The following is a 22,790-nucleotide window of genomic DNA, read 5'->3' on the forward strand; positions in this document are numbered from 1 at the left end:
GACCGGCGGCTTCTTGCCCTTGCGCTTGGCCTCGATCAGCGCGAGCAGCGCCTCCTCGTAGTGATCCTCGAAGCCGCTCGGATCGAACTTCGCCTGCTTCTTGTCGATGATGTGGGTGGCGAGATCGACCAGTTCCGGATCGAGCTTGCCCTTGCGCAGCCCGCCGAAGACCTCGTCCGGCTGGCGCACGGTCTTGTCGTAGCGCAGCGTCGTCAGCAGCAGCCCCTTGTCGAACGGCTCGATCATCACCGGCCGCTCGCGGCGATAGAGCACGATGCGGGCAATGCCGGCCTTCTTCTGCTTCGCCATGGCCTCGCGGATCACCGCGAAAGCCTCCTCGGAGACCTCGTCGGAGGGGCTGAGATAATAGGGCTGGTCGAAATAGATCTGCGGGATCGCGGCGCGGTCGACGAATTGCTCGATCGAGAGCGTGTGCGAACTCTCGATCTGGACCGCGTCGATCTCGTCCTCCTCGACGAGCAGGTATTCGTCGCTGCCGATCTCGTAGCCCTTGACCTCGTCATCGGGATCGACCGGCTTGCCGCTGACACTGTCGATATATTGGCGGCGGACGGTGTTGCCGGTCTTGCGGTTGATGACGCGGAAGGAGACCTTCTCGCTATGGTCCGTCGCCGAAGTCAGTTCGACGGCGCAGGAGACCAGCGAGAGCTTGAGATAGCCCTTCCAGGCCGGGCGCGGGGCCATCAGGCCGCCCTCAGGGCAGGCCGGCGCGGCGGCAGGGCGGGGGGCAGCTCGCGCAGCCAGGCCTCGGCGCGTGCCAGTTCGTCGCTGGTGACGACGGGCACAGGGTCGGCAAGGATGGCGAGCAGGACTTCGCGGTCGAGCTGGCCATTGGCGATGACCTCGCGCAAGGCGTCGCGGGTCTCACGCTCGGCCAGGAGCTGGGCGCCGAGCGCGGCGATGAGGCGGTCCTTCGGCAACTGGCGCATGATATCGACCCCCGGGCTGGTGACTGACACGCTCTGGTCAACCGACGGGGCGGACCAAGGTTCCGGTGTGCCGCTAGCCTTTCCGGCGTTTTCGTGTATATGCCGCTGCCAACCGGCCTCTGCTGCCGGCGGCGCATCCCCTCCGCGATGAGGCGATGCGGGCTTCGGACCCTGCTGGACGACATCCCGGCTAAGGCCCGCCAGATCAACATTCGAACCGAAGGAAAGCACGATGTCGATCACTGCTGAGCGCAAGACCGCGCTCGTGAAGGAGCATGCCACCAAGCCGAACGACACCGGCTCGCCGGAAGTCCAGATCGCGATCCTGACGGAGCGCATCAACAATCTGACCGGCCACTTCAAGTCCCATCACAAGGACAACCATTCGCGTCGCGGCCTGCTCAAGATGGTCTCCCAGCGTCGTTCGCTGCTCGACTATCTCAAGGGCAAGAGCGAAGCGCGCTATCGCTCGCTGATCGAGAAGCTCGGCATCCGCCGCTGATCGCCGAATGAGTTCCCGCCCGGTGCCTCGCCGCTCCGGGCGGTTCTTCTAAGGGGGCCGCCGCAATGGTGCGGCATTGCCCTTCTCAATGCGGCGGCCGCATGGGGCGGCTTTCCGCATGATCCACCGGGCGTCGCCGACGCCCATGGCAGGATCGCCGAGCGCTCGGGCGCGGCTGCAATGTACGACCGAGCGTTTTGCCGTCTTGCCCATGGGCCAAAGGGCGCCGGGCGGGTCGCATCCGACCGAAAGAAAATCCATGTTCGACATCCAAACCGAAGAGCTGATCTGGGGCGGGCGCAAGCTCGTGCTCGAAACCGGCAAGATCGCCCGCCAGGCCGACGGCGCCGTGCTCGCCACCTATGGCGAGACCGTGGTTCTCGCCACCATCGTCTCGGCCAAGGAGCCGAAGCCGGGCTTCGACTTCTTCCCGCTGACGGTGAACTACCAGGAGAAGACCTTCGCGGCCGGCCGCATCCCCGGCGGCTACTTCAAGCGCGAGGGACGCCCGACCGAGAAGGAGACGCTGGTCTCGCGCCTGATCGACCGGCCGATCCGCCCGCTCTTCGCCGAAGGCTACAAGAACGACACCCAGGTGATCGTGACCGTGCTGCAGCACGATCTCGAGAATGATCCCGACATCGTCGCCATGGTCGCCGCCTCCGCCGCGCTGACGCTCTCCGGCGTGCCCTTCATGGGCCCGGTCGGCGCCGCCCGCGTCGGCTATGTCGACGGCGCCTACAAGCTCAACCCGCTGATCGACGAAGTGAAGGAATCGGCGCTCGATCTCGTCGTCGCCGGCACCCAGGACGCCGTCCTGATGGTCGAGTCGGAGGCCAAGGAGCTCTCCGAGGAGATCATGCTCGGCGCCGTGATGTTCGGCCACAAGCACTTCCAGCCAGTGATCGACGCGATCATCCGCCTGGCCGAGAAGGCCGCCAAGGAGCCGCGCGAGTTCAACCCGCCGGACGACCAGGCCGTGCTCGACGCGATCATGAAGATCGGCGAGGCCGAGCTGCGCGCCGCCTACAAGATCACCGCCAAGGCCGAGCGCTATGCCGCGGTCGACGCCGTCAAGGCCAAGGTCGTCGCCGCGCTGGTCTCGGATGCGCCGGATGGCGTTTCGACCTTCAGCAAGGAGAAGGTCGGGGCCCAGTTCAAGGAAGCCCAGGCCAAGATCGTGCGCTGGAACATCCTCGACGACGGCATCCGCATCGACGGGCGCGACGTCAAGACGGTGCGCAAGATCGTGGCGGAAGCCGGCGTCCTGCCGCGCACCCACGGCTCCTCGCTGTTCACCCGCGGCGAGACCCAGGCGCTGGTCGTGACCACGCTCGGCACGGGCGATGACGAGCAGTTCATCGACTCGCTGGAAGGCACCTACAAGGAGACCTTCCTGCTGCACTACAACTTCCCGCCCTATTCTGTCGGCGAGACCGGCCGCATGGGTTCGCCCGGCCGCCGCGAGATCGGCCATGGCAAGCTCGCCTGGCGCGCCATCCGCCCGATGCTGCCGGCCAAGGCGGAGTTCCCCTACACGATCCGCGTCGTCTCGGAGATCACCGAGTCGAACGGCTCCTCCTCGATGGCCACCGTCTGCGGCACCTCGCTGGCGCTGATGGATGCCGGCGTGCCGCTGAAGGCGCCGGTCGCGGGCATCGCCATGGGCCTGATCCTGGAAGGCGAGCGCTTCGCGGTGCTCTCCGACATTCTGGGTGACGAGGACCATCTCGGCGACATGGACTTCAAGGTCGCCGGCACCGCCGAGGGCATCACCTCGCTGCAGATGGACATCAAGATCGCCGGTATCACCGAGGAGATCATGAAGGTCGCCCTCGGCCAGGCCAAGGGCGGTCGCGACCACATCCTCGGCGAGATGGCCAAGGCCCTCTCGGCCTCGCGCACCCAGCTCGGCGAGTATGCGCCGCGCATCGAGACGATGAAGATCCCGGTCGACAAGATCCGCGAAGTCATCGGCTCCGGCGGCAAGGTCATCCGCGAGATCGTCGAAAAGACCGGCGCCAAGGTCAACATCGAGGACGACGGCACCATCAAGATCGCCTCGGCCGACGGCAAGTCGATCGAAGCGGCGATCAAGTGGATCAAGTCGATCGTCTCCGAAGCGGAGCCGGGCATGATCTATGACGGCACCGTCGTGAAGATCATGGAGTTCGGCGCCTTCGTGAACTTCTTCGGCGCCAAGGACGGGCTCGTCCATATCTCCGAGCTCGCCGCCCAGCGCGTCCAGAAGGTCTCGGACGTCGTCAAGGAAGGCGACAAGGTCAAGGTCAAGTTCCTCGGCCAGGATGATCGCGGCAAGATCCGCCTCTCGATGAAGGTCGTCGACCAGCAGACCGGCGAGGACATCACCGAGAAGCTGAAGGCCGCCCGCGACGCCGAGAAGAGCCGCGAGAAGCAGCAGGCCGAGTAAGGCCTGCAGCGCCTCAAAGCGTTTCACGTGAATCAGAACGCCCCCGCATCGCAGGATGCGGGGGCGTTTTCTTTTGCCGATCCCTCTGGTGCGACGCAGCGAACTCAAATAGTCTAGACTTATCTGCCTCGGAGACCGGCATGACCGCCCATCGCATCACCTCGCTGGACCAGCTCGCCTCGCTCTATCCGAACCCCGTCGCACCGGCCTCGCTCCTCAAGGAGATCGACCATGTCGATGCGAACTATGCCGCGCTGATCGCCGCCTCGCCGTTTTTCGTGCTCGCGACCAACGGTCCGGACGGGCTGGATTGCTCGCCGCGCGGCGATCAGCCGGGCTTTGTCACGGTGAGCGACGCCAAAACGCTGCTGATTCCCGACCGAAGAGGCAATAACCGCCTGGATTCGCTCAAGAATATCCTGTTCGACAATCGAATCGGAATGCTCTTTCTGGTCCCCGGCTACGGCGAAACCCTGCGCGTCAACGGCACGGCGGTGCTTTCGAGCGATCCCGCGCTCTGCGCGCGCTTCGACATGGCCGGCAAGCTCCCGGCCTGCGTCATGGTCGTCTCGGTGGAGTCGGTCTACTTCCAGTGCTCGCGCGCCGTGGTCCGGGCCGATCTCTGGAATCCGGCGACCCAGGTCGACAAGCGCAGCCTGCCGAGCGCCGGCACGATCCTGCGTGAGATCACGGCGCGGGCGCCGGCGGTCGAGACCTTCGATGGCGAGGCCTATGACAGGGCGCTGCCGGAGCGGGTCAGGGCGACGCTGTATTGAGTTGAACCACGAGACCGCGACGACAAGACCGCGGGAACCCCTCTCCTGTAAGGAGAGGGTAGGGTGAGGTGTGGGCCGTCAGACCAGTCCGGTTCCGCATTCGCCGCGCGGTCAGGCCCAAGCCAACGTTTTCGGTCCGAACACCTCACCCCTGCCCCTCTCCTTCCAGGAGAGGGGTTCTCCAGAGCCCTACTCCAGCGCCCCCACCACCGCCTCGACGGCCTCGACGATCGCGCCGGAGCGGACCAGCGCCGTCGCCTGGTTCATCTCGGCGGCGTACCAGCGGTCGCCGTCGAGAGCCGGCGGGATCGTCTCGCGCACAGCGTCCAGCGCGGCCTGCGTGCCCTTGCCGAGCGGATGGGCCTTGGCGGTCTCGGCGATCAGCGACAGCGCCTGACAGGCCATCAGGATCTCGCCGGCGATGATCATCTCGACATTCTCGACGATCGTGCGGGCCTTGCGGCCGCACCAGGTCGAGTTCGAGACATGGTCCTCGGCATTGGACTTGCCGGGAATCGAATCGACCGAGCCCGGCGAAGACAGGGTGCGGTTCTCCATTACAAGCGCCGAGAGCGAGCACTGCACAGTGGCGAAGCCGGTATTCAGGCCGCGCTTGCCGGCGAGCAGATTGCGCGGCAGGCCGTAGCTCAGCGTCGGGTCGATCAGCCTGGCGAGGCGGCGCTCGCAGATCGAGCCGAGGTCGGTCATCGCGATCGCCAGCAGGTCCATGGCCTGCGCCACGTACTGGCCGTGGAAATGGCCGCCGGAGATCACCTGGTAGCCGCCGCCATCGGGGAAGATCAGCGGGTTGTCGGTGGCCGAGTTGGCCTCGGTCGCGATGATCCGGGAGACATAGTCGAGCGCCTCGCGGGCCGGTCCGTGGACCTGGGGGGCGCAGCGCAGCGAGTAGACGTCCTGCACGCGCGGCGCCGGCGGCTTGCCGGGCGTACGGCCGATCTCATCGGGATAGATCGTCTCGCGCGCCGCGGCCGAGCAGCGCTGCGAGCCCTGCGTCAGCTTCAGGATGTTGCGCGCGACCAGCGCCTGGCCGGGATGCGGGCGCGCGGCATGGACGCGCGGATCGAAGGCGGCAAGCTCGCCACGCATCGCCTCGAGCGAGAGCGCCAAGCCGATATCGGCGGCCTTGATCAAGCGCCTGGCATCCTCGGTGGCGAGCACGCCCAGCGCGAGCGAGACCGTCGAGCCATTGATCAGGGCCGAGGCATCCTTGGCGCCGAGCGGGAAATCAGGCGCGAGCCCGGCCTTGGCCAGCGCCTCGCGCGCCGGCATGCGCCTGCCCTTGTAGACCGCTTCGGCCTCCGCAAAGCCGCAGACCGCGGCCGCCATATGGGCGAGCGGGGCAAGATCGCCGGAAGCGCCGACCGAACCCTTCTGCGGGATAACCGGGTGGACCCCGGCATTCAGGCAAGCGAGCAGGCGCTCGACCAGTTCGACCTGCGGGCCGGAATAGTTCGAGGCGAAGGCATTGGCGCGCAGCAGCATGGTGGCGCGGGTGACGTCCTCGGCGAAGGGCTCGCCGACGCCCGTGGCATGGGCGTAGACGCTCTTGCGCTGATATTCGGTCATCTCCGCCATCAGCACGCGCTGGTCCTTGAACAGGCCGACGCCGGTATTGAAGGAGTACATGAACGGCGCCTCATCGTTCATGAAGTTCGCGTCGATATGCGCCCGCGTCGCGGCAATGGCGGCGCGGGCGGCAGGGGCGAGGCTCGCCTTCTCATAGCGGCCGGAGGTACCCGGCCGCGCCACGCGCAGCACCTGCCTGCCCTTCAGCGTGCGTCCATCGATCGTTACGGCCATGGCCAGTCCCCGTTTCAGCAGATCCCGATCTAGAACCGGATCGCAGGAAATGGGAAGCTGGTTGCGGCCGGTTATCGGCGCCTGCAAGCGCTTTGCCGGCCCAACCCGCGACATTGCTGCGCCTTTACCTGCGGCGCGCAATGCACAATGAAGGCGGCGCAGGAGGTTGCGATGGATTTCGAGAGCTTTTTCCGCGAGGAGTTGAGCCAGCTCCGCAAGGAAGGCCGCTACCGCGTTTTCGCCGATCTGGAGCGCTGCGCCGGCAGGTTTCCGCGCGCGATCTATCATGGCGAGGGCACGCCGCGCGAGGTCACCGTCTGGTGCTCGAACGACTATCTCGGCATGGGCCAGCACCCGGTGGTGATCGCCGCCATGCATGAGGCGATCGACGGCTGCGGCGCCGGCGCCGGCGGCACGCGCAACATCGCCGGTACCAATCACTACCATATCCTGCTCGAGCGCGAACTTGCCGATCTGCACGGCAAGGAATCGGCGCTGCTGTTCAATTCCGGCTACATGTCGAACTGGGCCTCGCTCTCGACGCTGGCCTCGCGCATTCCCGGCTGCATCGTACTGACCGATGCGCTGAACCACGCCTCGATGATCGAGGGCATCCGGCATTCGCGCGCCGACAAGGCGATCTTCGCCCATAACGACCCCGCCGACCTGCGCCGCAAGCTGCAGGCGATGGATCCGGCCCGGCCGAAGCTGATCGCCTTCGAATCGGTCTACTCGATGGATGGCGACATCGCCCCGATCGCCGAATTCTGCGACATCGCCGAGGAATTCGGCGCGATGACCTATATCGACGAGGTCCACGCCGTCGGGCTCTACGGGCCGCGCGGCGGCGGCGTCAGCGAGCGCGATGGCCTGACCCACCGGCTCGACCTGATCGAGGGCACGCTGGCGAAATCCTTCGGCGTGATGGGCGGCTACATCACCGGCTCGGCCGCGCTCTGCGACTATATCCGCAGCTTCGCCTCCGGCTTCATCTTCTCGAGCTCGCTGCCGCCGGCGCTCGCCGCCGGGGCGCTCGCCGCCATCCGCCATCTCAAGGCGAGCTCGTCCGAGCGTGAGGGCCAGCAGGACCGGGTCGCCACCTTGCGCCGGCGCCTCGACGAGGCCGGCATCCCGCATCTGCCCAATCCCAGCCATATCGTGCCGGTGATGGTCGGCGATGCCGCGCGCTGCAAGCAGATCAGCGACGAGCTGCTGGCGCGCTTCTCGCTCTATGTCCAGCCGATCAACTACCCGACCGTGCCGCGCGGCACCGAGCGGCTGCGGATCACGCCGACGCCGCTGCATTCGGACGAGGATATCGAAGGGCTGGTCCAGGCCCTCAGCACGATCTGGGGCGCACTCGGATTGCAGCGCGCCGCCTGAGACGACCTCCGTTTCGCAAACAGAAAGCCCGGGCCTCGCGGCCCGGGCTTTCTCGTTCTGCAGACGGCATCAGACGATGCGTGGAGCCGTTCGAAGTCTCAGAGCAGGCCGTTATTGCCGGCGAGCGTCTTCAGCCCGACATCCGGCCTTGCTCCAACATGGCTGATGATCTCGGCCGCGGCGAGGGCGCCGAGGCGCAGGCAGTCGCGGGTCTCGCGGCCCGAGGTCAGGCCGAAGAGGAAGCCGGCGGCGAAGAGATCGCCGGCACCGGTCGCATCGACCAGCCGCTCGATCGGGAAGACCGGCTCGGCGACGACGCCGTCCGGCGTCACCGCAAGCGCGCCGTTCTCCGAACGGGTGACGACGGCGAGCACGTTCTCGGCACGCAGGCCTGCAAGCGCCGTGTCGAAATCGGAGGTTTCGTAGAGGCTCTTCAGTTCGTGCTCATTGGCGAAGACGAGATCGACCATGCCGTTGCGGACGAGGCCGATGAACTCGTCCCGATAGCGATCGACGCAGAAGGAATCGGAGAGCGTGATCGCGACGCGGCCACCGGCCTTGTGGGCGATCTCGGACGCCTTGCGGAAGGCGTCCTTGGCGGCCGGCGGATCCCAGAGATAGCCTTCGAGATAGACGATGTCGGCGTTTTCGATCGCGGCGGCGTCGACATCGGCCGGGGAGAGGCCCTGGCAGGCGCCGAGATAGGTGTTCATGGTGCGCTCGCCATCGGGCGTGACGATGATGAAGGAGCGCGCCGTCGCCGGCCCGTCCGCCGCCGCCGGCGTGTCGAAGGCGACGCCGAGCGAGGTCAGATCGTGCCGGTAGAGCTTGCCGAGCTCGTCTGCCTTGACCTTGCCGATGAAGGCGCCCTTGCCGCCGAAGGAGGCGAGGCCGGCGATGGTGTTGGCGGCCGAACCGCCTGAGATGACCTTGCCCGGGCCCATCGCGGCATAGAGCGACTCCGCCCGCGCCTCGTCGATCAGGGCCATCGAACCCTTCACCAGCCCGTGGCTGGCGAGGAAATCCTCCTCGGCCGTGGCGATGACGTCGACAATAGCATTGCCGAGAGCGAGCACGTCGTAGCGCTTGGAGGTCATGAGGCTTTCCGGAGGTTGAGGGATTTGCGGGCGTGTCGCATCGGGCGCCGCTTCGGTCAAGCGCCGCCGCGGCGGCGGGCGGCGCCGTCGAGGATCGATGACAGCGCCGCGAGATCGGACGGACCGAGCCATTCGATCTCGCGGGCGAGCCGGTTGGCGAACAGCGTCGCTTCCGGTTCCAGCCCGGCGGTGTCGACGGTGACGCGCGGATGCGAGAGATCGGCGAGGCGGATCAGCTCGTCGGCCTCGTCCCAGATGATGCCGAGGACGTGGATCGCGCCCTGGATCAGGGTGAAGGTCGGCTGGCCGCGCTTGCCGTGCTCGAGCGCCGAGAGATAGGCCGGGGTAACGCCGAGCGCCTGCGCCATCTGGGCGAGGGTGACGCCGCGGGCGGCGCGCAATTCGCGGACGCGGCGGCCATAGGGCGTCATGGCTGCGGCCCGCGGGCCCGGCGCAGGCGGATATAGAGCGCACCCGACCCACCATGGCGCTGCTCGGCCTCGTCGAAGCCGAGCACCAGCGGCCGCAGATCGGCGAGGCTGAGCCAGTGCGGCACATTGCGGCGCAGGACGCCGCGTTCCGAGCCGAAGCCGAAATCGCCGGCGCCGCCCTTGCCGGTCACCACCAGGACGAGCTTGGCCCCGCGCATCTGCTGGACCCGGAGGAAGCCACGCAGGGCCGCATGGGCTTCGTCCTGACGCATGCCGTGAAGATCGATCGCAGCCTCGACGCCCTGCTGGCCGCGGCGCAGCTGGGTGCGCAGCCGCCTTTCCAGCGGTGCGAGCGGCGGCGGCGCCGGTTTCGCCGCAATCGTCTTCGGCGCGGCCATGGCCGGCGCCTGCCGCGGCGGCTCGGGCTGGAGCACCGGGAGCTCGGGTTCCGGCTCCGCTTCAACCGGCTTGCGGCCGGCGAGTGGCGTCACCGTGCGCGCGACCTGGCGCCAGAGCGCGATCTCGGCCTCGGACAGCAATTTGCCACGGCGGCGGGGCATCGCCTCAGCGCTCCCGCCCGCGCGGCCAGAGCACGATCAGGTCGAAGGGGTGGCGGATCAGGCCGGCGCGATGGCCGGCTTGTGGGCCGGAGCCGACGAAAAGGTCGATCCGGGCGGGACCGAGGATCGCCGAGCCGGTATCCTGCGCCAGGACGAGCCGCGACAGCACTTCCGCCCCCCCCGTCCCGTCCGGGATCTCGCCGGCGATCCAGGCCGGCATGCCATAGGGCCAGACACTGCGATCGACCGCGATGCTGCGCAACGGCGTCAGCGGCAGGCCGGCGGCGCCGATCGGCCCCGCCTCCGGCGGCAGGTCGTCGCGCCTTGCGTAGAAGACGAAGGAGCGGTTCAGGCGGATCAGCTCGCGCGCGAAACCGGCATCGGCCTTCAGCCTCGCGACCAGCCGGTCCATGGTCATCTCTGCCGGCGGAATATTCTCGCGGCGGCTGAGCTCGCGGCCGAGCGAGGTGTAGGGGTGGCCATTGCGTCCGGCATAGACAAGCCGCGTGACCCTGCCGTCCGGCAGACGAATCCGCCCCGAACCCTGGACCTGCAGCACGAAACGGTCGACCGGATCGCGCATCCAGAGGATTTCGAGGCCCTGACCGTCGAGTGCGCCGTCATCGATGGCCGCACGATCCGGGAAGGGCTCGAGGCCGCGCTCGCCGCGCCGGGCCGAGGACAAGGCGGGGTCGAAGCCGGGCCAGTCATCCCCCGGCATCTTGGTGACGAGGTCGACGGGGCGGCCATAGAGCGGTGTCGGGAAGGCGGCGCTTTGCGTCAGCGAGCCCTCGAATTCCGGCTCGAAATAGCCGGTCATGAAGCCGCTCGGCGTCTCGGCGGGGCGGACTCGCCAGAACGAGAACCGGTCCTCGAAGAATTTTCGGGCAGTGGCGCGATCCGGCTCGCCCGCCTTCAGCAGGGCCGCGGCCTCGGTGCAGAGCACCGGCAGGCCGGGCGGCGGCTCGATACCCTGGCGCAGCGGCGGATCGGTCTCGCAGCCCTGTGCGAAAAGACGCAGCACGACCCGGTGGTCGTCCTGCGTCCAGCCGGCGATCTCGCCGGTCGTCACAGGCGAGATGCGGGCGCCGGCAGGAGCGGGTGGGGCGCTGGCCGTCACTGCCGATACGCCTGCGGCCCAGAGCCCCAGAACGAGACCGGCGGCACGTATCACGCGGCCGATTCGGTCGCGACCAGCAGCCAGTTCGGATCGCGGCTGCCGAGCTGACGCGAGAAGGTCCAGACGTCGTTGACCTCGGAGACGCTGTCGGCGCTGCCGTCGACGACATTACCCTGCGCATCGCGAACGACGCTGATCAGCTGCGAGACGAAGGCGATGGTGACCTGGGCGGTCTTGCCCTTGACGTCGACCGCGGTGATCTCGGCCTTGTCGATCGAGACGAAATTCGACTCGGCCTTCTCGCCGCGCTTCTCGCGCTCGCTGATCGCCTGCTCGAAGCCTTCATAGACCTCCTTGGCGAGCAGCCCCTTCAGCATCTTGCGATCGCCGCGGGCGAAAGCGGTGACGATCGTCTCATAGGCGGCCTTGGCACCGCCAAGGAAACCGCGCGGATCGAAACCGGGCTCCTGGCGCGCGATCTCCTCGAGACCTGCGATGATCGGCGAACCGGCGGGCGCGATGTCCTTCCAGCGATCGGCATCCGCGACCTCTGCGGCGGCGGGATCATTGGCCGCACCGGGCAGGCGGATGACGTTGTCGCGGCGCGCTTCGGCCGGGGACGCCTGGTCGGGCCGCAGCGGCGGCGTCTCGCGACGCTGGAACGGATCGGCCGGCGGCTTTTCATGCCCGGTCTTCTGACCGAGCACGGAGCGCAGCTTCCAGGCGACGAAAACCGCCAGGGCCAGGAAGACCAGTGTCGTCATATCGAAGTTTTGCATCGACGGCTGATCCGAACCTCAAAGAATACGATCGCATGACGGACGCGCGACCACAGCACCATCTCCCGGCGGGATATGGTGACTGAGGCTCGTAACATCCACCCCCCGGGGCGACAAGCGTTCTCGGCGAGCCTTTGCTTGTGCCGGCACGGCCGCCATGGTAGCCGACGCGAGTCCGGCGCTTGCGGCGCGACGGACCGTTTCCGCCAGAGAGCGGGGTTTTCTGTCAGAGCCGCCGGAAGACGATGGGACCGATGGCCAACGAAAACGGCAATGGCGCGGGCGACGCCAACCAGCAGGGGCCGAGCCTCAACACGCTCGTCCAGTACATCAAGGACTTCTCCTTCGAGAATCCGAACGCACCGCGCTCGCTCTCGGGCCAGCAGCAGCAGGGCCCGCAGATCGGCCTTCAGGTCAATGTCACCGCCAATGCGATCGGCGAGGCCGAGTTCGAATCGATCCTGACGCTGGAAGGCAAGGCGACCGTCGGCAACGACACGCTGTTCGCATTCGAGCTGAGCTATGCTGGCGTGTTCCGCATCGTCGGCGTGCCGCAGGAGCAGCTTCATGCGGTGGTCATGATCGACTGCCCGCGGCTGCTCTTCCCCTTCGCCCGGCAGATCGTCGCCGACGCCGTGCGCAATGGCGGCTTCCCGCCGCTCTATATCGACCCGATCGATTTCGCGACGCTCTATCGCCAGCGCGTCGAGGAGATGCAGGCCCAGCAGGGCGCGGCCGGAACGCCGGTGTCCTGAACGCCAGTTTCAGAACGACGACATGAAAGAGCCCTCCGGGGCTCTTTTTTTGTCGCTTTTTTTCGCCAGCCTGCCTTGCATCGCAAGAGAGGCCGCCCATTTCGGCAGGACCCAGAAGCGCGCGCCGTCCCGGACCGCGCGGGTAAGACCATGCCGGAGCATCGATGGACGCCCTGATGACATTAGCCGCCGACCCCACCGTCTGGGCGGCTCTCGGGGCACTGATCGCGATGGAGGTCGTGCTCGGCATCGACAACCTGATCTTCATCTCGATCCTGACGAACAAGCTGCCCGAACACCAGCGCGCCCGCGGCCGGCGCATCGGCATCGGGCTCGCCCTAATCCTGCGCCTCGGCCTGCTCTCGACCGTCGCCTTTATCGTGCAGCTGACGACGCCGGTGATCTCGGTCTTCGGCAAGGCCTTCTCCTGGCGCGACATCATCCTGATCGCCGGCGGCCTGTTCCTGGTCTGGAAAGCGACCAAGGAGATCCACCACAAGGTCGACCCCAATCGCGGCCCCGACATCTTCGACGGCAGCGGTGCGGCGGCCATCACCTTCGGCGGCGCGATCTTCCAGATCCTGCTGCTCGACCTGGTGTTCTCGATCGACAGCATCATCACCGCCGTCGGCATGACCGACCATGTCCCGGTGATGGTCATCGCCGTCGTGGTCGCCGTGCTGGTGATGCTGCTCGCGGCCGACCCGCTGGCGCGCTTCATCGACAAGAACCCGACGATCGTGATGCTGGCGCTCGGCTTCCTGCTGATGATCGGCACGACGCTGATCGGCGAGGGCTTCGGCGCGCATGTGCCCAAGGGCTACATCTATGCGGCCATGGCCTTCTCGGCGCTGATCGAAGGGCTCAACATGCTCTCGCGCCGCGCCGACCGGAAGCAGGGTCGGTAAGTCGCTGCGCTGGCGACCATCGTCATTGCGAGGCGGCCTTCGCCGCCGAAGCGATCCACGGGCCGCGGAGCCTGACCTTGTCGACGGCTTCGCTCGGCTTGCAATGACGGCGGAGGATCACGCTTCCTCTGGCAGGCCGAGATAGCCCCGCCAGAGTGGCGCGGCCTTGAACTTGCCGACGAAAGTCTCGTGCGCCGCGCGCTCCTCATCCGAGAGCCGCGGCGCCAAGGGACGCAGCCTGACCGGCCGCTCGATGACCGCAGCGAGGCCGGCACCCGGGCCTCCGGCCATACTGGTGCCGAGACCGAGGCTGGTCTGCTTGCCGCCGATCAGTTCGATATAGACTTCGGCCAGGATCTCGGAGTCGAGCAGCGCGCCGTGCTTGGTGCGGCGGCTGTTGTCGATGCCATAGCGCGAGCAGAGCGCGTCCAGGCTGTTGCTGGCGCCGGGGTGCTTGCGCCGCGCCATGGCGAGCGTGTCGACGACGAGCGCCGGAACGATCGGCGGGATGCCGAGCCGACCGAACTCCATATTGATGAAGCCGACGTCGAAGGCGGCGTTGTGAATGACCAGCTTGGCATCCGCGATGAAGGCGGCGAACTCTCCGGCGATGGCGGCGAAGACCGGCTTGTCGGAGAGGAAGGCCTCGGACAGCCCGTGCACCCGGAAAGCGCCGTCCGGCATATCCCGCTCGGGATTGATGTAGACGTGGTAGTTGCGGCCGGTCGGGCAATGGTTGACGAGCTCGACGCAGCCGATCTCGACGATGCGGTCGCCCTTCAGCGCTTCGACGCCGGTGGTCTCGGTATCGAGGACGATTTCGCGCACGTTCAGCCTCTCCGTTCGCCGCGGCCGGGACGGCCGGCGAGCGCCACGAGGATAGAATGGACCTGCCGCCCCGCCGCCAGAAGGCCGCGGGAGGTGTCCACAAGGAAGTGGGCGCGCCGACGCTTCTGCGCATCCGGCATCTGCCGGGCGAGGATCGCCTCGAGCTTGTCCTCGGTGATGCCGGGCCGGGCGAGGACGCGGGCTCGCTGGACCTCGGCCGCAGCGGTGACGACGACGACGGCGTCGCAGCGGCTCTCGCCGCCGGTCTCGAACAGCAGGGGAATGTCGAGCACGGCGAGGTCAGCCCCATCCTTGCGGCATTGCGCCAGAAAGGCCTGTTCCTCGGCCCGGACGAGCGGATGGACGATCGCCTCCAACCTGGCCAGCGCCTCGGCCCGGCCGAGCACCGCGGCGGAGAGCTTCGTCCGGTCGACCGCGCCATCGGCGGCGACTCCGGGAAAAGCCGCCTCGATCTCGGATGCGGCCGCGCCGCGATAGAGCCGGTGGACCGCCTGATCGGCATCGTAGACCGGCACGCCCTCGTCGCGGAACATCTCCGCGGTCGTCGACTTGCCCATGCCGATCGAACCGGTCAGTCCGAGCAGAAAGGTCATCGCGGCCTCCTATCTCAGCGGAATATCGGCTTCGAGTCGGGCCCGCAGTGCCGGCGTCACCTCTGGACGTACGCCGAACCAGCGCTCGAAGCCCGGGATCGCCTGATGCAGCAGCATGCCGAGTCCGTCGACCGGAACGCCACCACGAGCCCGTGCCTCCGCGAGCAGGGCTGTCTCGAGCGGGACATAGACGATGTCGTCGACGATGGTTCCGGGCCGCAGGCCCGCAAGGTCGAGATCGAGCGGCGGCTGGCCCTGCATGCCGAGCGACGTCGTGTTGACGATAAGGTCGCTCGTCGCGACCAGGGCCGCCGCCTCCGCGCGCCCGCGTGCTTCGACACCCGCTCCGAACTCGGCCGCGAGATCCTCGGCCCGCGCCATGCTGCGATTGACGAGAATGATCCGACCGACGCCGCGCGAGACGAGACCGTGAACCACGGCTCGCGCGGCACCGCCCGCCCCCAGGATCAGCGCGCTGGCAGTGCGGGCGTCCCAGCCGGGGACGCGGTCGTCGAGATGGGCGAGGAAGCCGAAGGCGTCGGTATTGTCGCCATGGAGCTTGCCATCCTCCACCCAGATCGTGTTGACAGCGCCCATGCGCCGCGCGGTCTCGCCGACATGATCGAGCAGCGGCAGCACCGCCTCCTTGTTCGGCACGGTGACGTTGCCGCCTGCGAACTCGCCCGAACGGATGCGGTCGAGAAAGGCGGCGACCGCGCCCGGCGGCACGTCGACCCGCTCATAGCTGCCATCGAGGCCGTGCTCGGCCAGCCAATGGCCATGGATGATCGGCGAGCGCGAATGGGCGACGGGATGGCCGATGATGAAGCAGCGTGTCATGGGGCGGAGCCGTTGGTTCAGGCAAGAAGCTCGAGCTCGCGCAGAACCGCGAGCAAGTCGAGCAGGGGCAGGCCGAGAATGGTGAAATAGTCGCCGTCGATGGCGCTGAACAGCTGCGCGCCCAGGCCTTCGATCTGATAGCCGCCGACGCTCGCCGTGGCTGCGGGACCTGCCTGCGCGACATAGCTCTCGATGAAGGCGGCATCGAGCGGGCGCATCTCCATGCCGACCCGGCGGACGCCGCCGCGAATCACCGCGCCCTCGCAAGCGAGCGCGAAGGCCGAGCTCAGTTCATGGCGCTTGCCGGACAGTGCTGCGATCTGGAGCAAGGCCGCGTTCTCGTCCTCGGGCTTGTGGAAGGCGGTGCCCTCGCAGGTCAAGGTCTGGTCGGCACCGAGGACCCAGCGGCCGGGCGCTTGCCTGGAAACGGTGAGCGCCTTGGCGGCAGCGAGCGCGGCGGCGACGCCCGAGACCTCGCCGCCCGCTGCCAGGAAATCCGCCTCGACCGCACGCTCGTCGATATCGGGGCGAATCGCCTGGATCGCCAGACCGGCATTCTCCAGCATGCTGCGCCGCGTCGCGCTGCCGGAGGCGAGGATCAGCTCCCGGTCGCCGAGCCAGAAGGAAGCCGGCGGTTTCACGTCGCGATGAACTTCATGCGGTGGTCGCGCAGCAGATCGAGAATTGCCGCGGCCGTCTCCTCGATCGAGCGCCGGGTGACGTCGATCACCGGCCAGCCCTTGCGGGCACAGAGCCGGCGCGACTGGACGATCTCGTCGGCGACGGCATCGGGATCGACATAGGGCGTCTCGTCATCGGCCCGCATCGAGAGCAGCCGGTTCTGCCTGATCTGGATGATGCGCTCGGCGCTGGCGACGAGGCCGACGATCAGGGGGCGCTTCAGCCTCTCGATCTCGGCCGGCAGCGGCACATGCGGCACGAGCGGGATATTGGCGGTCTTGATGCCGCGATTGGCGAGATAGATGCTGGTCGGCGTCTTCGAAGTCCGGCTGATCCCGACCAGGATGACGTCGGCGCTTTCGAGATCGCCACCGAGCTGCCCGTCATCATGCATCAGCGTGTAGTTCATCGCGTCGATACGGCGGAAATACTCGGCGTTGAGGACGTGCTGGGCGCCCGGTCGTGTCGCCGAAGCCTGGCCGAGATAGGACTGGAACAGCGAGAGGACCGGTTGCAGCACCGAGAGGCAGGGGCAACCGATCTCCTGGCAGAAGCTCTCGAGCCGCTCCGCCCATTCAGGCTCGACCAGGGTATAGAGCACGACGCCGGGCGAGGATTCGATCTCGGCGAGCACGCGAGAGAGCTGATTTTCGGAGCGCACCAGCGGGTAGACATGCTCGATCGCCGATACCGCCTCGTATTGTGCGGCGGCGGCGCGGCTGACCGCGATCAGGGTTTCGCCGGTCGCATCGGAGACCAGGTGCAGGTGAAAATAATTGCGCGGCACGACTGCTCCCAGCCTTGTCAGGCCCCTTGAAGCGTCTGGTCTAGCGCGCGAGGCCGGCAATTGGAATCGCCTGCAGACGGCGAAGGCAAGCGAATCAGCCCTGGGGAAGGCTGGGGACAAATCGGACTTTCCCCCACGCATCCGGATGACCCCGGGATAACCACCTCGCGCCCTCAACAGGCCACGGCTTGTGGACAGGAACCGAATGTTTCACGTGAATCATTGCGAGGCGCGGCATCGCGGCGCACGCCATCGCGAATTCCAATTCGTTAAGAAGCTCTTAACGGTTGGCCACTCAGCTTCGCAGCTCCGACCTAAAGCCCGGACCGGCTGTGGATCGGTTGTGGATGGGATTGTGCCGGGCTATGTCCGGGGCCCCAAGAGTCAAAACAGAAGACTCTATAAAATTAAAGATTCTCTTAAGGCCGGTCGGTGGACCGCCAGCCGAGGGTAAGCGAGCACGATGAACAACTGCCTTTTCCTGCGCGCACTCTCTGGCGAAAAGACGACGATTCCACCGCTCTGGCTGATGCGCCAGGCCGGACGCTATCTGCCGGAATATCGCGAGGTCAGGAGCAAGGCCGGCGGTTTCCTCGAGCTCTGCTACAATCCCGCCTTCGCGACCGAAGTCACCTTGCAGCCGATCCGGCGCTTCGGCTTCGACGCGGCGATCCTGTTCTCGGACATCCTCGTCGTGCCGCATGCGCTCGGCCAGAAGGTCTGGTTCGCCGAAGGCGAGGGGCCGAAGCTGGAGGCGCTCGCCGACGCTGGCGATCTTGCGAAGCTTGACGAGGAGCTCAATCTGGAGCGGCTCGCGCCGGTGTTCGAGACGGTCGAGCGCGTCCGGGCGGCCCTGCCAGCCGAGACGGCGCTGATCGGCTTCTGCGGCGCGCCCTGGACCGTGGCGAGCTATATGCTCGCCGGCAAGGGGACGCCCGACCAGGCGCCGGCAAGGCTCGTCGCCTATAGCGACCCGGTCTTCCTCGACCGGCTGATCGAGCGGCTGATCGAGGCCTCGATCGTCTATCTCAACCGTCAGATCGATGCCGGCGCTCAGGTCGTGCAGGTCTTCGAGAGCTTCGCCAGCGCCCTGCCGCCAGGGCTGATCGAGAAGCTCTCCTTCACACCGCTGCGCCGGATCGTCGCCGGCGTGAAGGCGAAGCATCCGCAGGCCAAGGTGATCCTGTTCGCGCGCGGAGCCGGACCGCGGCTGGAAGGACTGGCGCAATCGAGCAGCGCCGACGGGATCGGGCTCGACTGGGGCGTCGATCCGCGCTGGGCCGCGGCGACGCTCAATCCGGAGGTGACGCTGCAGGGCAATCTCGACCCGCTGGCGCTGATCGCCGGTGGCGAGGCGCTGCGGCATGATGTTGCGGCGATCCGCGAGGCGATGTCGGAGCGGCCCTTTATCTTCAATCTCGGCCATGGCATCCAGCCCCAGACCCCGGTCGCTCATGTCGAGCAGCTGGTGAAGCTGGTTCGTTCGTAAGGGTTAGCCGCCGTGAGCTATGAGTGGATCAAAGCCCTCCATGTGATCGCGATCATCGCCTGGATGGCGGGCATGCTCTATCTGCCGCGCCTGATGGTCTACCATGCCGAGGCGCAGATCGGCTCGATCCAGTCAGAGACCTTCAAGATCATGGAAAGGCGGTTGCTGAAGGGCATCATCAACCCGTCGATGACGCTGGCCTGGATCCTCGGCCTCTACCTCGCCTGGAGCGGCTTCGCCTTCAAGGGCGGCTGGCTGCACGGCAAGATCCTGCTCGCTCTGGTGATGTCCGGCATCCATGGCTACCTGGTGGGCCGGGTCCGCGCCTTCGCGCAGGACCGCAACGACAAGTCGGCGCGCTTCTACCGGATCCTCAACGAGGTGCCGGCGGTGATCATGGTGGTGATCGTCGTCCTGGTGATCGTCAAACCGTTCTGAGGCGGGATTTGCGGTTTCCCGCTTGAGCGACGCTGGGAAAGCAGCTATCAGAAGTTGCGCTTCCTGTTTGCGTCCTTCCTCTCGTCGACGGCTCGTGCCACGACTGCTCCCGCAGGCGACCACGACATCCCGACATGTGGGCCATCCGCCCCATCCCGTCGATCCCCTCCTCTGCCTCCGCCCGAGGCTCCCCGCCCGGGCCGTTAACACCCAGACCCAGGTGCCCCATGCGGGAAATCAAGCTCCACGAACTCAAGGTCAAAACGCCGACCGAATTGCTGGCCTTCGCCGAAGGCATGGAAGTCGAGAATGCGAGCACGATGCGCAAGCAGGAGCTCATGTTCGCGATCCTGAAGCAGCTGGCGGCGAAGGAGACCGAAATCCTCGGCGAAGGCGTCGTCGAGGTGCTGCAGGATGGCTTCGGCTTCCTGCGTTCTTCCGATTCGAACTACCTGCCCGGCCCGGACGACATCTATGTCTCGCCCTCGCAGATCCGGAAATTCGGCCTGCGCACCGGTGACACGGTCGAAGGCCCGATCCGGGGACCCAAGGATGGCGAGCGCTATTTCGCCCTGCTCAAGGTCAACACGATCAATTTCGAAGACCCCGAGAAGATCCGGCACAAGATCCATTTCGATAATCTGACACCGCTCTATCCGGATGAGCGGCTCAAGCTCGAAGTGCAGGATCCGACCAAGAAGGATTTCTCGCCGCGCGTCATCGACATTGTCGCGCCGATCGGCAAGGGCCAGCGCGCCTTGATCGTGGCGCCGCCGCGCACCGGCAAGACCGTGCTGCTGCAGAACATCGCGCAGTCGATCACCACCAATCATCCCGAGTGCTATCTGATCGTCCTCCTGATCGACGAGCGGCCCGAGGAAGTCACCGACATGCAGCGCTCGGTGAAGGGCGAGGTGGTGTCCTCGACCTTCGACGAGCCGGCGACCCGGCACGTCCAGGTCGCCGAGATGGTGATCGAAAAGGCCAAGCGTCTGGTCGAGCATGGCCGCGACGTCGTCATCCTGCTCGATTCGATCACACGCCTCGGCCGCGCCTACAACACCGTCGTGCCGTCCTCCGGCAAGGTGCTGACCGGCGGTGTCGACGCCAATGCGCTGCAGCGCCCGAAGCGCTTCTTCGGCGCGGCCCGCAATATCGAGGAAGGTGGCTCGCTGACCATCGTCGCGACCGCGCTGATCGATACCGGCAGCCGCATGGACGAAGTCATCTTCGAGGAGTTCAAGGGCACCGGTAACTCGGAGATCGTGCTCGACCGCAAGGTGGCGGACAAGCGCATCTTCCCTGCGATCGACATCCTCAAGTCGGGCACCCGCAAGGAAGAGCTCATCACGCCGCGCTCGGACCTGCAGAAGACCTATGTGCTGCGCCGCATCCTCAACCCGATGGGCCCGCAGGACGCGATCGAGTTCCTGATCGACAAGCTGCGCCAGACCAAGCAGAACTCCGAGTTCTTCGACTCGATGAACACCTGAGCGGCGATCATCGCCGCAGCGAAATGCAGAGGCCCCGGCGCGAAGCCGGGGCCTTTTTCGTGAGCGACGTCCGGTCGAAGATCAGTGCGCGCCGGCGACCGCCCCGGCCAATCGATTCGGCTCCGTGACGGGCGGCAGGCAGCGGCCATGCCGGCAGATGAAGGCGGCGCCAGTGCCAGCCTGCCTGGCATAGGCCTGGGCGGGATGATCGGCCGGCAGGCCGGCGGGATCGGGGCAGTCGACAAGGATGCTCGTCAGATGCGGTAGTGCCAGGGCCGCTTCGCGGAAGGGTTCGCGATCCGGCCCAGCGAGCACGATCTCGACGCCATTGCGCGCGAGGTCATAGGCGTTCAGCGCCGAGCCATGAGCCATCGGGGCGCGGGCGGCCGCGGCGAGTATGGCCGCGAGAAACCGGTCGGCCTGCTCACGATCCGCTGGCAGACCGGTCGGCGCGGCGATGCGCAACAGATTGGCGGCATGTAGGCCATTGGCATTGGGCACGGCATCGTCGTGAGTCGGCCTCGGTATGACCGGGAGTTCCGCAGAGTCAGCCCGAGTCATACGCAGCAGGCCTGAGTCGGCCTCGCGGTAGTACCGATCGAGATGCAGGTTCCAGCCCCTGGCGAGAGCGAGGTAGTGCTGATCTCCCGTTGAGTCATGCAGCGCCAGAGCGGCCTCGGCCATCGCGGCATGGTCGAGCGCGAAGCCCGGCGCGATCAGCCGACCGCCCCGGTAGGAGTGGGCGAGGGCATCACCATCCGCCATGGATTCGGCAACGAAACGAAAGGCGCCAACGGCGAGCGGAATCCAGTCGTTCCGCCCGAGGAGTCCGGCGGCGCGGGCGAGGCCCGAAATCATCAGCCCGTTCCAGTCGGCCAGGATCTTGTCATCGCGACCGGGCGGAACACGCTTGCTGCGGGCTGCGAGCAGGCTGGCGCGCAGCTCGGTGAGAACCGCCGCGATGTCCGGCGACGGATCGGGCGTATCCAGCCGGTTCAGGATGGCGTGGCCTTCCCAATTGCCTTCGGCGGTCACGTCATAGTGCTGCGCGAACAGGGCCGCGTCGTCCGCCTCGAGCAGCCGTGCAAGCTCCGTTGTCGTCCAGACATAGAACTTGCCCTCCTCGCCTTCCGAATCGGCGTCGAGGCTGGCGGCGAAGGCGCCTTCCGGCAAAAGCATGTCGCGGTCCAGCCAGGCGACGATGCCCTCCGCGGCCTCCAGCATCAGCGGATCGTTGGTCCGCGCCGCCTCGAGCGCGTAGAGCGGCAGCAGCTGCGCGTTGTCGTAGAGCATCTTCTCGAAATGCGGCACGAGCCAGCGCTCGTCGACCGCATAGCGGGCAAAGCCGCCGCCGAGATGGTCATGGATGCCGCCGCGCGCCATCTGCTCGAGCGTCCGGCTCACCGCCTGGCGGGAATCATGATCGGCGCTGCGCTGCGCATGGCGCCAGAGCAATTCGATCAGGCCGGGATTGGGGAATTTCGGGGCGCCGGCGAGCCCGCCATGATCGCGGTCGAAGCGCCTGGCGATGCCGCGGGCGATGCCGTCGAGATCGGGCTCCGGCAAGGCGTCCTCGAACCTGTCGGCCTCGCTCTGCTGCAGGGCATGCCGGATCGCCTCGGCATTGCGGCGGATGCGTTCGGGATCGTCGCGGTGGATGCCGGCGAGCTGGCGGAGCACGGAGACGAAGCTCGGCCTGCCATAGCGCGCCGTGGGCGGGAAATAGGTGCCGCCCCAGAACGGCGCACCGTCCGAATCGAGGAACATGGTCAGCGGCCAGCCGCCCTGCTCGCCGAGACTGTGCAGCGCGTTCATGTAGACATGGTCAAGATCAGGCCGTTCCTCGCGATCGACCTTGATGTTCACGAAGAGCTCGTTCATCACCGCGGCTGTCGCGGGGTCCTCGAAGCTTTCATGCGCCATGACGTGGCACCAGTGACAGGCGGCATAGCCGATCGAGAGCAGGACCGGACGCCGGCTCGTCCTCGCCTCGGCAAAGGCTTCCTCGCTCCATTCCCCACCAGTCGACGGGATTGTCGCGATGCTGCAGCAGATAGGGGCTGGCGGCGTGCTTGAGGCGGTTCATGGGCGGGCTTCCGAGACGGAG

The 22,790-nt window shown here is 66.9% G+C and carries 24 protein-coding genes; 9 read left to right on the forward strand and 15 right to left on the reverse strand.

All coding sequences use genetic code 11. The features are described from left to right. Positions 1–705 (reverse strand): non-homologous end joining protein Ku (ku, locus tag J0J10_RS25570; protein WP_291650281.1); only part of this gene is annotated, 705 nt, incomplete at its 3' end. Beyond that, the gene (locus tag J0J10_RS25575) at positions 705–950 is read right to left on the reverse strand and encodes a hypothetical protein (RefSeq protein ID WP_291650336.1); all 246 of its coding nucleotides are present in this window, start codon (positions 948–950) and stop codon (positions 705–707) included. The genes ku and J0J10_RS25575, both read right to left, overlap by 1 nt. A gap of 232 nt (positions 951–1,182) precedes the next feature. Between J0J10_RS25575 and rpsO the strand changes: the two genes are divergently transcribed. From rpsO to J0J10_RS25590, 3 genes are all read left to right on the forward strand, one after another. Further along, entirely contained in the window at positions 1,183–1,452 is a 270-nt protein-coding gene (rpsO, locus tag J0J10_RS25580; RefSeq protein WP_291637523.1) for a 30S ribosomal protein S15, read from the forward strand. A 259-nt stretch (positions 1,453–1,711) separates the two neighbouring features. Beyond that, positions 1,712–3,883: a polyribonucleotide nucleotidyltransferase gene (gene pnp / locus J0J10_RS25585; protein ID WP_291637521.1), complete on the forward strand. Its 2,172-nt coding sequence runs from the start codon at positions 1,712–1,714 to the stop codon at positions 3,881–3,883. 140 nt (positions 3,884–4,023) lie between these two features. Then, positions 4,024–4,659, forward strand: coding sequence for a pyridoxamine 5'-phosphate oxidase family protein (locus J0J10_RS25590; RefSeq protein ID WP_291650283.1), 636 nt, complete (start codon positions 4,024–4,026; stop codon positions 4,657–4,659). A 189-nt stretch (positions 4,660–4,848) separates the two neighbouring features. Here the strand turns inward: J0J10_RS25590 and J0J10_RS25595 are convergent, their stop codons facing one another. Further along, complete coding sequence (locus J0J10_RS25595; protein ID WP_291650286.1) at positions 4,849–6,480, reverse strand: HAL/PAL/TAL family ammonia-lyase; 1,632 nt, start codon at positions 6,478–6,480, stop codon at positions 4,849–4,851. Between the two features lie 171 nt (positions 6,481–6,651). On the opposite strand from J0J10_RS25595, the gene hemA reads away from it, so the two are divergent. Continuing rightward, entirely contained in the window at positions 6,652–7,863 is a 1,212-nt protein-coding gene (gene hemA, locus J0J10_RS25600; protein ID WP_291650288.1) for a 5-aminolevulinate synthase, read from the forward strand. 98 nt (positions 7,864–7,961) lie between these two features. Here the strand turns inward: hemA and J0J10_RS25605 are convergent, their stop codons facing one another. Genes J0J10_RS25605 through J0J10_RS25625 form a run of 5 tightly spaced genes read right to left on the reverse strand, consistent with a single transcriptional unit; the run spans position 7,962 to position 11,850 of the window. Next, positions 7,962–8,960, reverse strand: a complete 999-nt coding sequence (locus J0J10_RS25605) for an adenosine kinase (RefSeq protein WP_291650289.1) — start codon at positions 8,958–8,960, stop codon at positions 7,962–7,964. Between the two features lie 56 nt (positions 8,961–9,016). Further along, positions 9,017–9,391, reverse strand: coding sequence for a helix-turn-helix domain-containing protein (locus J0J10_RS25610; protein WP_291650290.1), 375 nt, complete (start codon positions 9,389–9,391; stop codon positions 9,017–9,019). Then, on the reverse strand, positions 9,388–9,951 hold the full coding sequence (locus tag J0J10_RS25615) for a Smr/MutS family protein (RefSeq protein ID WP_291650292.1): 564 nt from the start codon (positions 9,949–9,951) through the stop codon (positions 9,388–9,390). The genes J0J10_RS25610 and J0J10_RS25615 overlap by 4 nt, the downstream gene beginning before the upstream one ends. Positions 9,952–9,955: 4 nt before the next feature. Beyond that, a complete protein-coding gene (mltA, locus tag J0J10_RS25620) occupies positions 9,956–11,125 on the reverse strand; it encodes a murein transglycosylase A (RefSeq protein ID WP_291650293.1) in 1,170 nt (389 codons plus the stop codon). After that, positions 11,122–11,850 carry a Tim44/TimA family putative adaptor protein gene (locus tag J0J10_RS25625; RefSeq protein ID WP_291650295.1) on the reverse strand — a complete coding sequence of 243 codons (729 nt, stop codon included), beginning with the start codon at positions 11,848–11,850 and terminating at the stop codon, positions 11,122–11,124. Before J0J10_RS25625 ends, mltA begins: the two co-directional genes overlap by 4 nt. A gap of 245 nt (positions 11,851–12,095) precedes the next feature. Here J0J10_RS25625 and secB point away from each other — a divergent pair, with 245 nt between their 5' ends. Together secB and J0J10_RS25635 are read left to right on the forward strand one after the other, a co-directional pair. Next, on the forward strand, positions 12,096–12,605 hold the full coding sequence (gene secB, locus J0J10_RS25630; RefSeq protein ID WP_452119749.1) for a protein-export chaperone SecB: 510 nt from the start codon (positions 12,096–12,098) through the stop codon (positions 12,603–12,605). A gap of 164 nt (positions 12,606–12,769) precedes the next feature. Continuing rightward, positions 12,770–13,513, forward strand: coding sequence for a TerC family protein (locus J0J10_RS25635; protein WP_291637501.1), 744 nt, complete (start codon positions 12,770–12,772; stop codon positions 13,511–13,513). 117 nt (positions 13,514–13,630) lie between these two features. Here the strand turns inward: J0J10_RS25635 and dnaQ are convergent, their stop codons facing one another. From dnaQ to J0J10_RS25660, 5 genes are read right to left on the reverse strand one after another with little or no spacing between them, the layout of a single operon-like run. Next, a complete protein-coding gene (gene dnaQ / locus J0J10_RS25640) occupies positions 13,631–14,341 on the reverse strand; it encodes a DNA polymerase III subunit epsilon (protein ID WP_291650297.1) in 711 nt (236 codons plus the stop codon). Between the two features lie 2 nt (positions 14,342–14,343). Then, positions 14,344–14,955, reverse strand: coding sequence for a dephospho-CoA kinase (coaE, locus tag J0J10_RS25645; protein ID WP_291650299.1), 612 nt, complete (start codon positions 14,953–14,955; stop codon positions 14,344–14,346). Positions 14,956–14,964: 9 nt separating this feature from the next. Beyond that, entirely contained in the window at positions 14,965–15,795 is an 831-nt protein-coding gene (locus J0J10_RS25650; RefSeq protein WP_291650301.1) for a shikimate dehydrogenase, read from the reverse strand. Positions 15,796–15,812: 17 nt separating this feature from the next. Further along, the gene (locus J0J10_RS25655) at positions 15,813–16,436 is read right to left on the reverse strand and encodes a Maf family protein (RefSeq protein WP_291650303.1); all 624 of its coding nucleotides are present in this window, start codon (positions 16,434–16,436) and stop codon (positions 15,813–15,815) included. Next, a complete protein-coding gene (locus J0J10_RS25660) occupies positions 16,433–17,263 on the reverse strand; it encodes a pyruvate, water dikinase regulatory protein (RefSeq protein ID WP_291637491.1) in 831 nt (276 codons plus the stop codon). The genes J0J10_RS25655 and J0J10_RS25660 overlap by 4 nt, the downstream gene beginning before the upstream one ends. Positions 17,264–17,726: 463 nt before the next feature. Between J0J10_RS25660 and hemE the strand changes: the two genes are divergently transcribed. The 3 genes from hemE to rho all read left to right on the forward strand — a co-directional run bounded on the left by hemE (position 17,727) and on the right by rho (position 20,683). Continuing rightward, positions 17,727–18,752: a uroporphyrinogen decarboxylase gene (gene hemE, locus J0J10_RS25665; protein WP_291650305.1), complete on the forward strand. Its 1,026-nt coding sequence runs from the start codon at positions 17,727–17,729 to the stop codon at positions 18,750–18,752. Positions 18,753–18,764: 12 nt separating this feature from the next. Further along, entirely contained in the window at positions 18,765–19,190 is a 426-nt protein-coding gene (gene hemJ / locus J0J10_RS25670) for a protoporphyrinogen oxidase HemJ (RefSeq protein WP_291650307.1), read from the forward strand. Between the two features lie 227 nt (positions 19,191–19,417). After that, positions 19,418–20,683, forward strand: coding sequence for a transcription termination factor Rho (gene rho, locus J0J10_RS25675; RefSeq protein WP_291637484.1), 1,266 nt, complete (start codon positions 19,418–19,420; stop codon positions 20,681–20,683). A gap of 81 nt (positions 20,684–20,764) precedes the next feature. On the opposite strand, the gene J0J10_RS25680 is transcribed toward rho, so the two are convergent. Both J0J10_RS25680 and J0J10_RS27080 read right to left on the reverse strand, forming a co-directional pair. Next, positions 20,765–22,648, reverse strand: a complete 1,884-nt coding sequence (locus J0J10_RS25680) for a thioredoxin domain-containing protein (RefSeq protein ID WP_366826245.1) — start codon at positions 22,646–22,648, stop codon at positions 20,765–20,767. Next, a complete protein-coding gene (locus J0J10_RS27080; protein ID WP_366826238.1) occupies positions 22,596–22,769 on the reverse strand; it encodes a DUF255 domain-containing protein in 174 nt (57 codons plus the stop codon). The genes J0J10_RS25680 and J0J10_RS27080 overlap by 53 nt, the downstream gene beginning before the upstream one ends. Positions 22,770–22,790 lie beyond the last annotated feature (21 nt).

The sequence above is a fragment of the Allobosea sp. genome (assembly GCF_017308075.1).
Classification (GTDB): Bacteria; Pseudomonadota; Alphaproteobacteria; order Rhizobiales; family Beijerinckiaceae; genus Allobosea.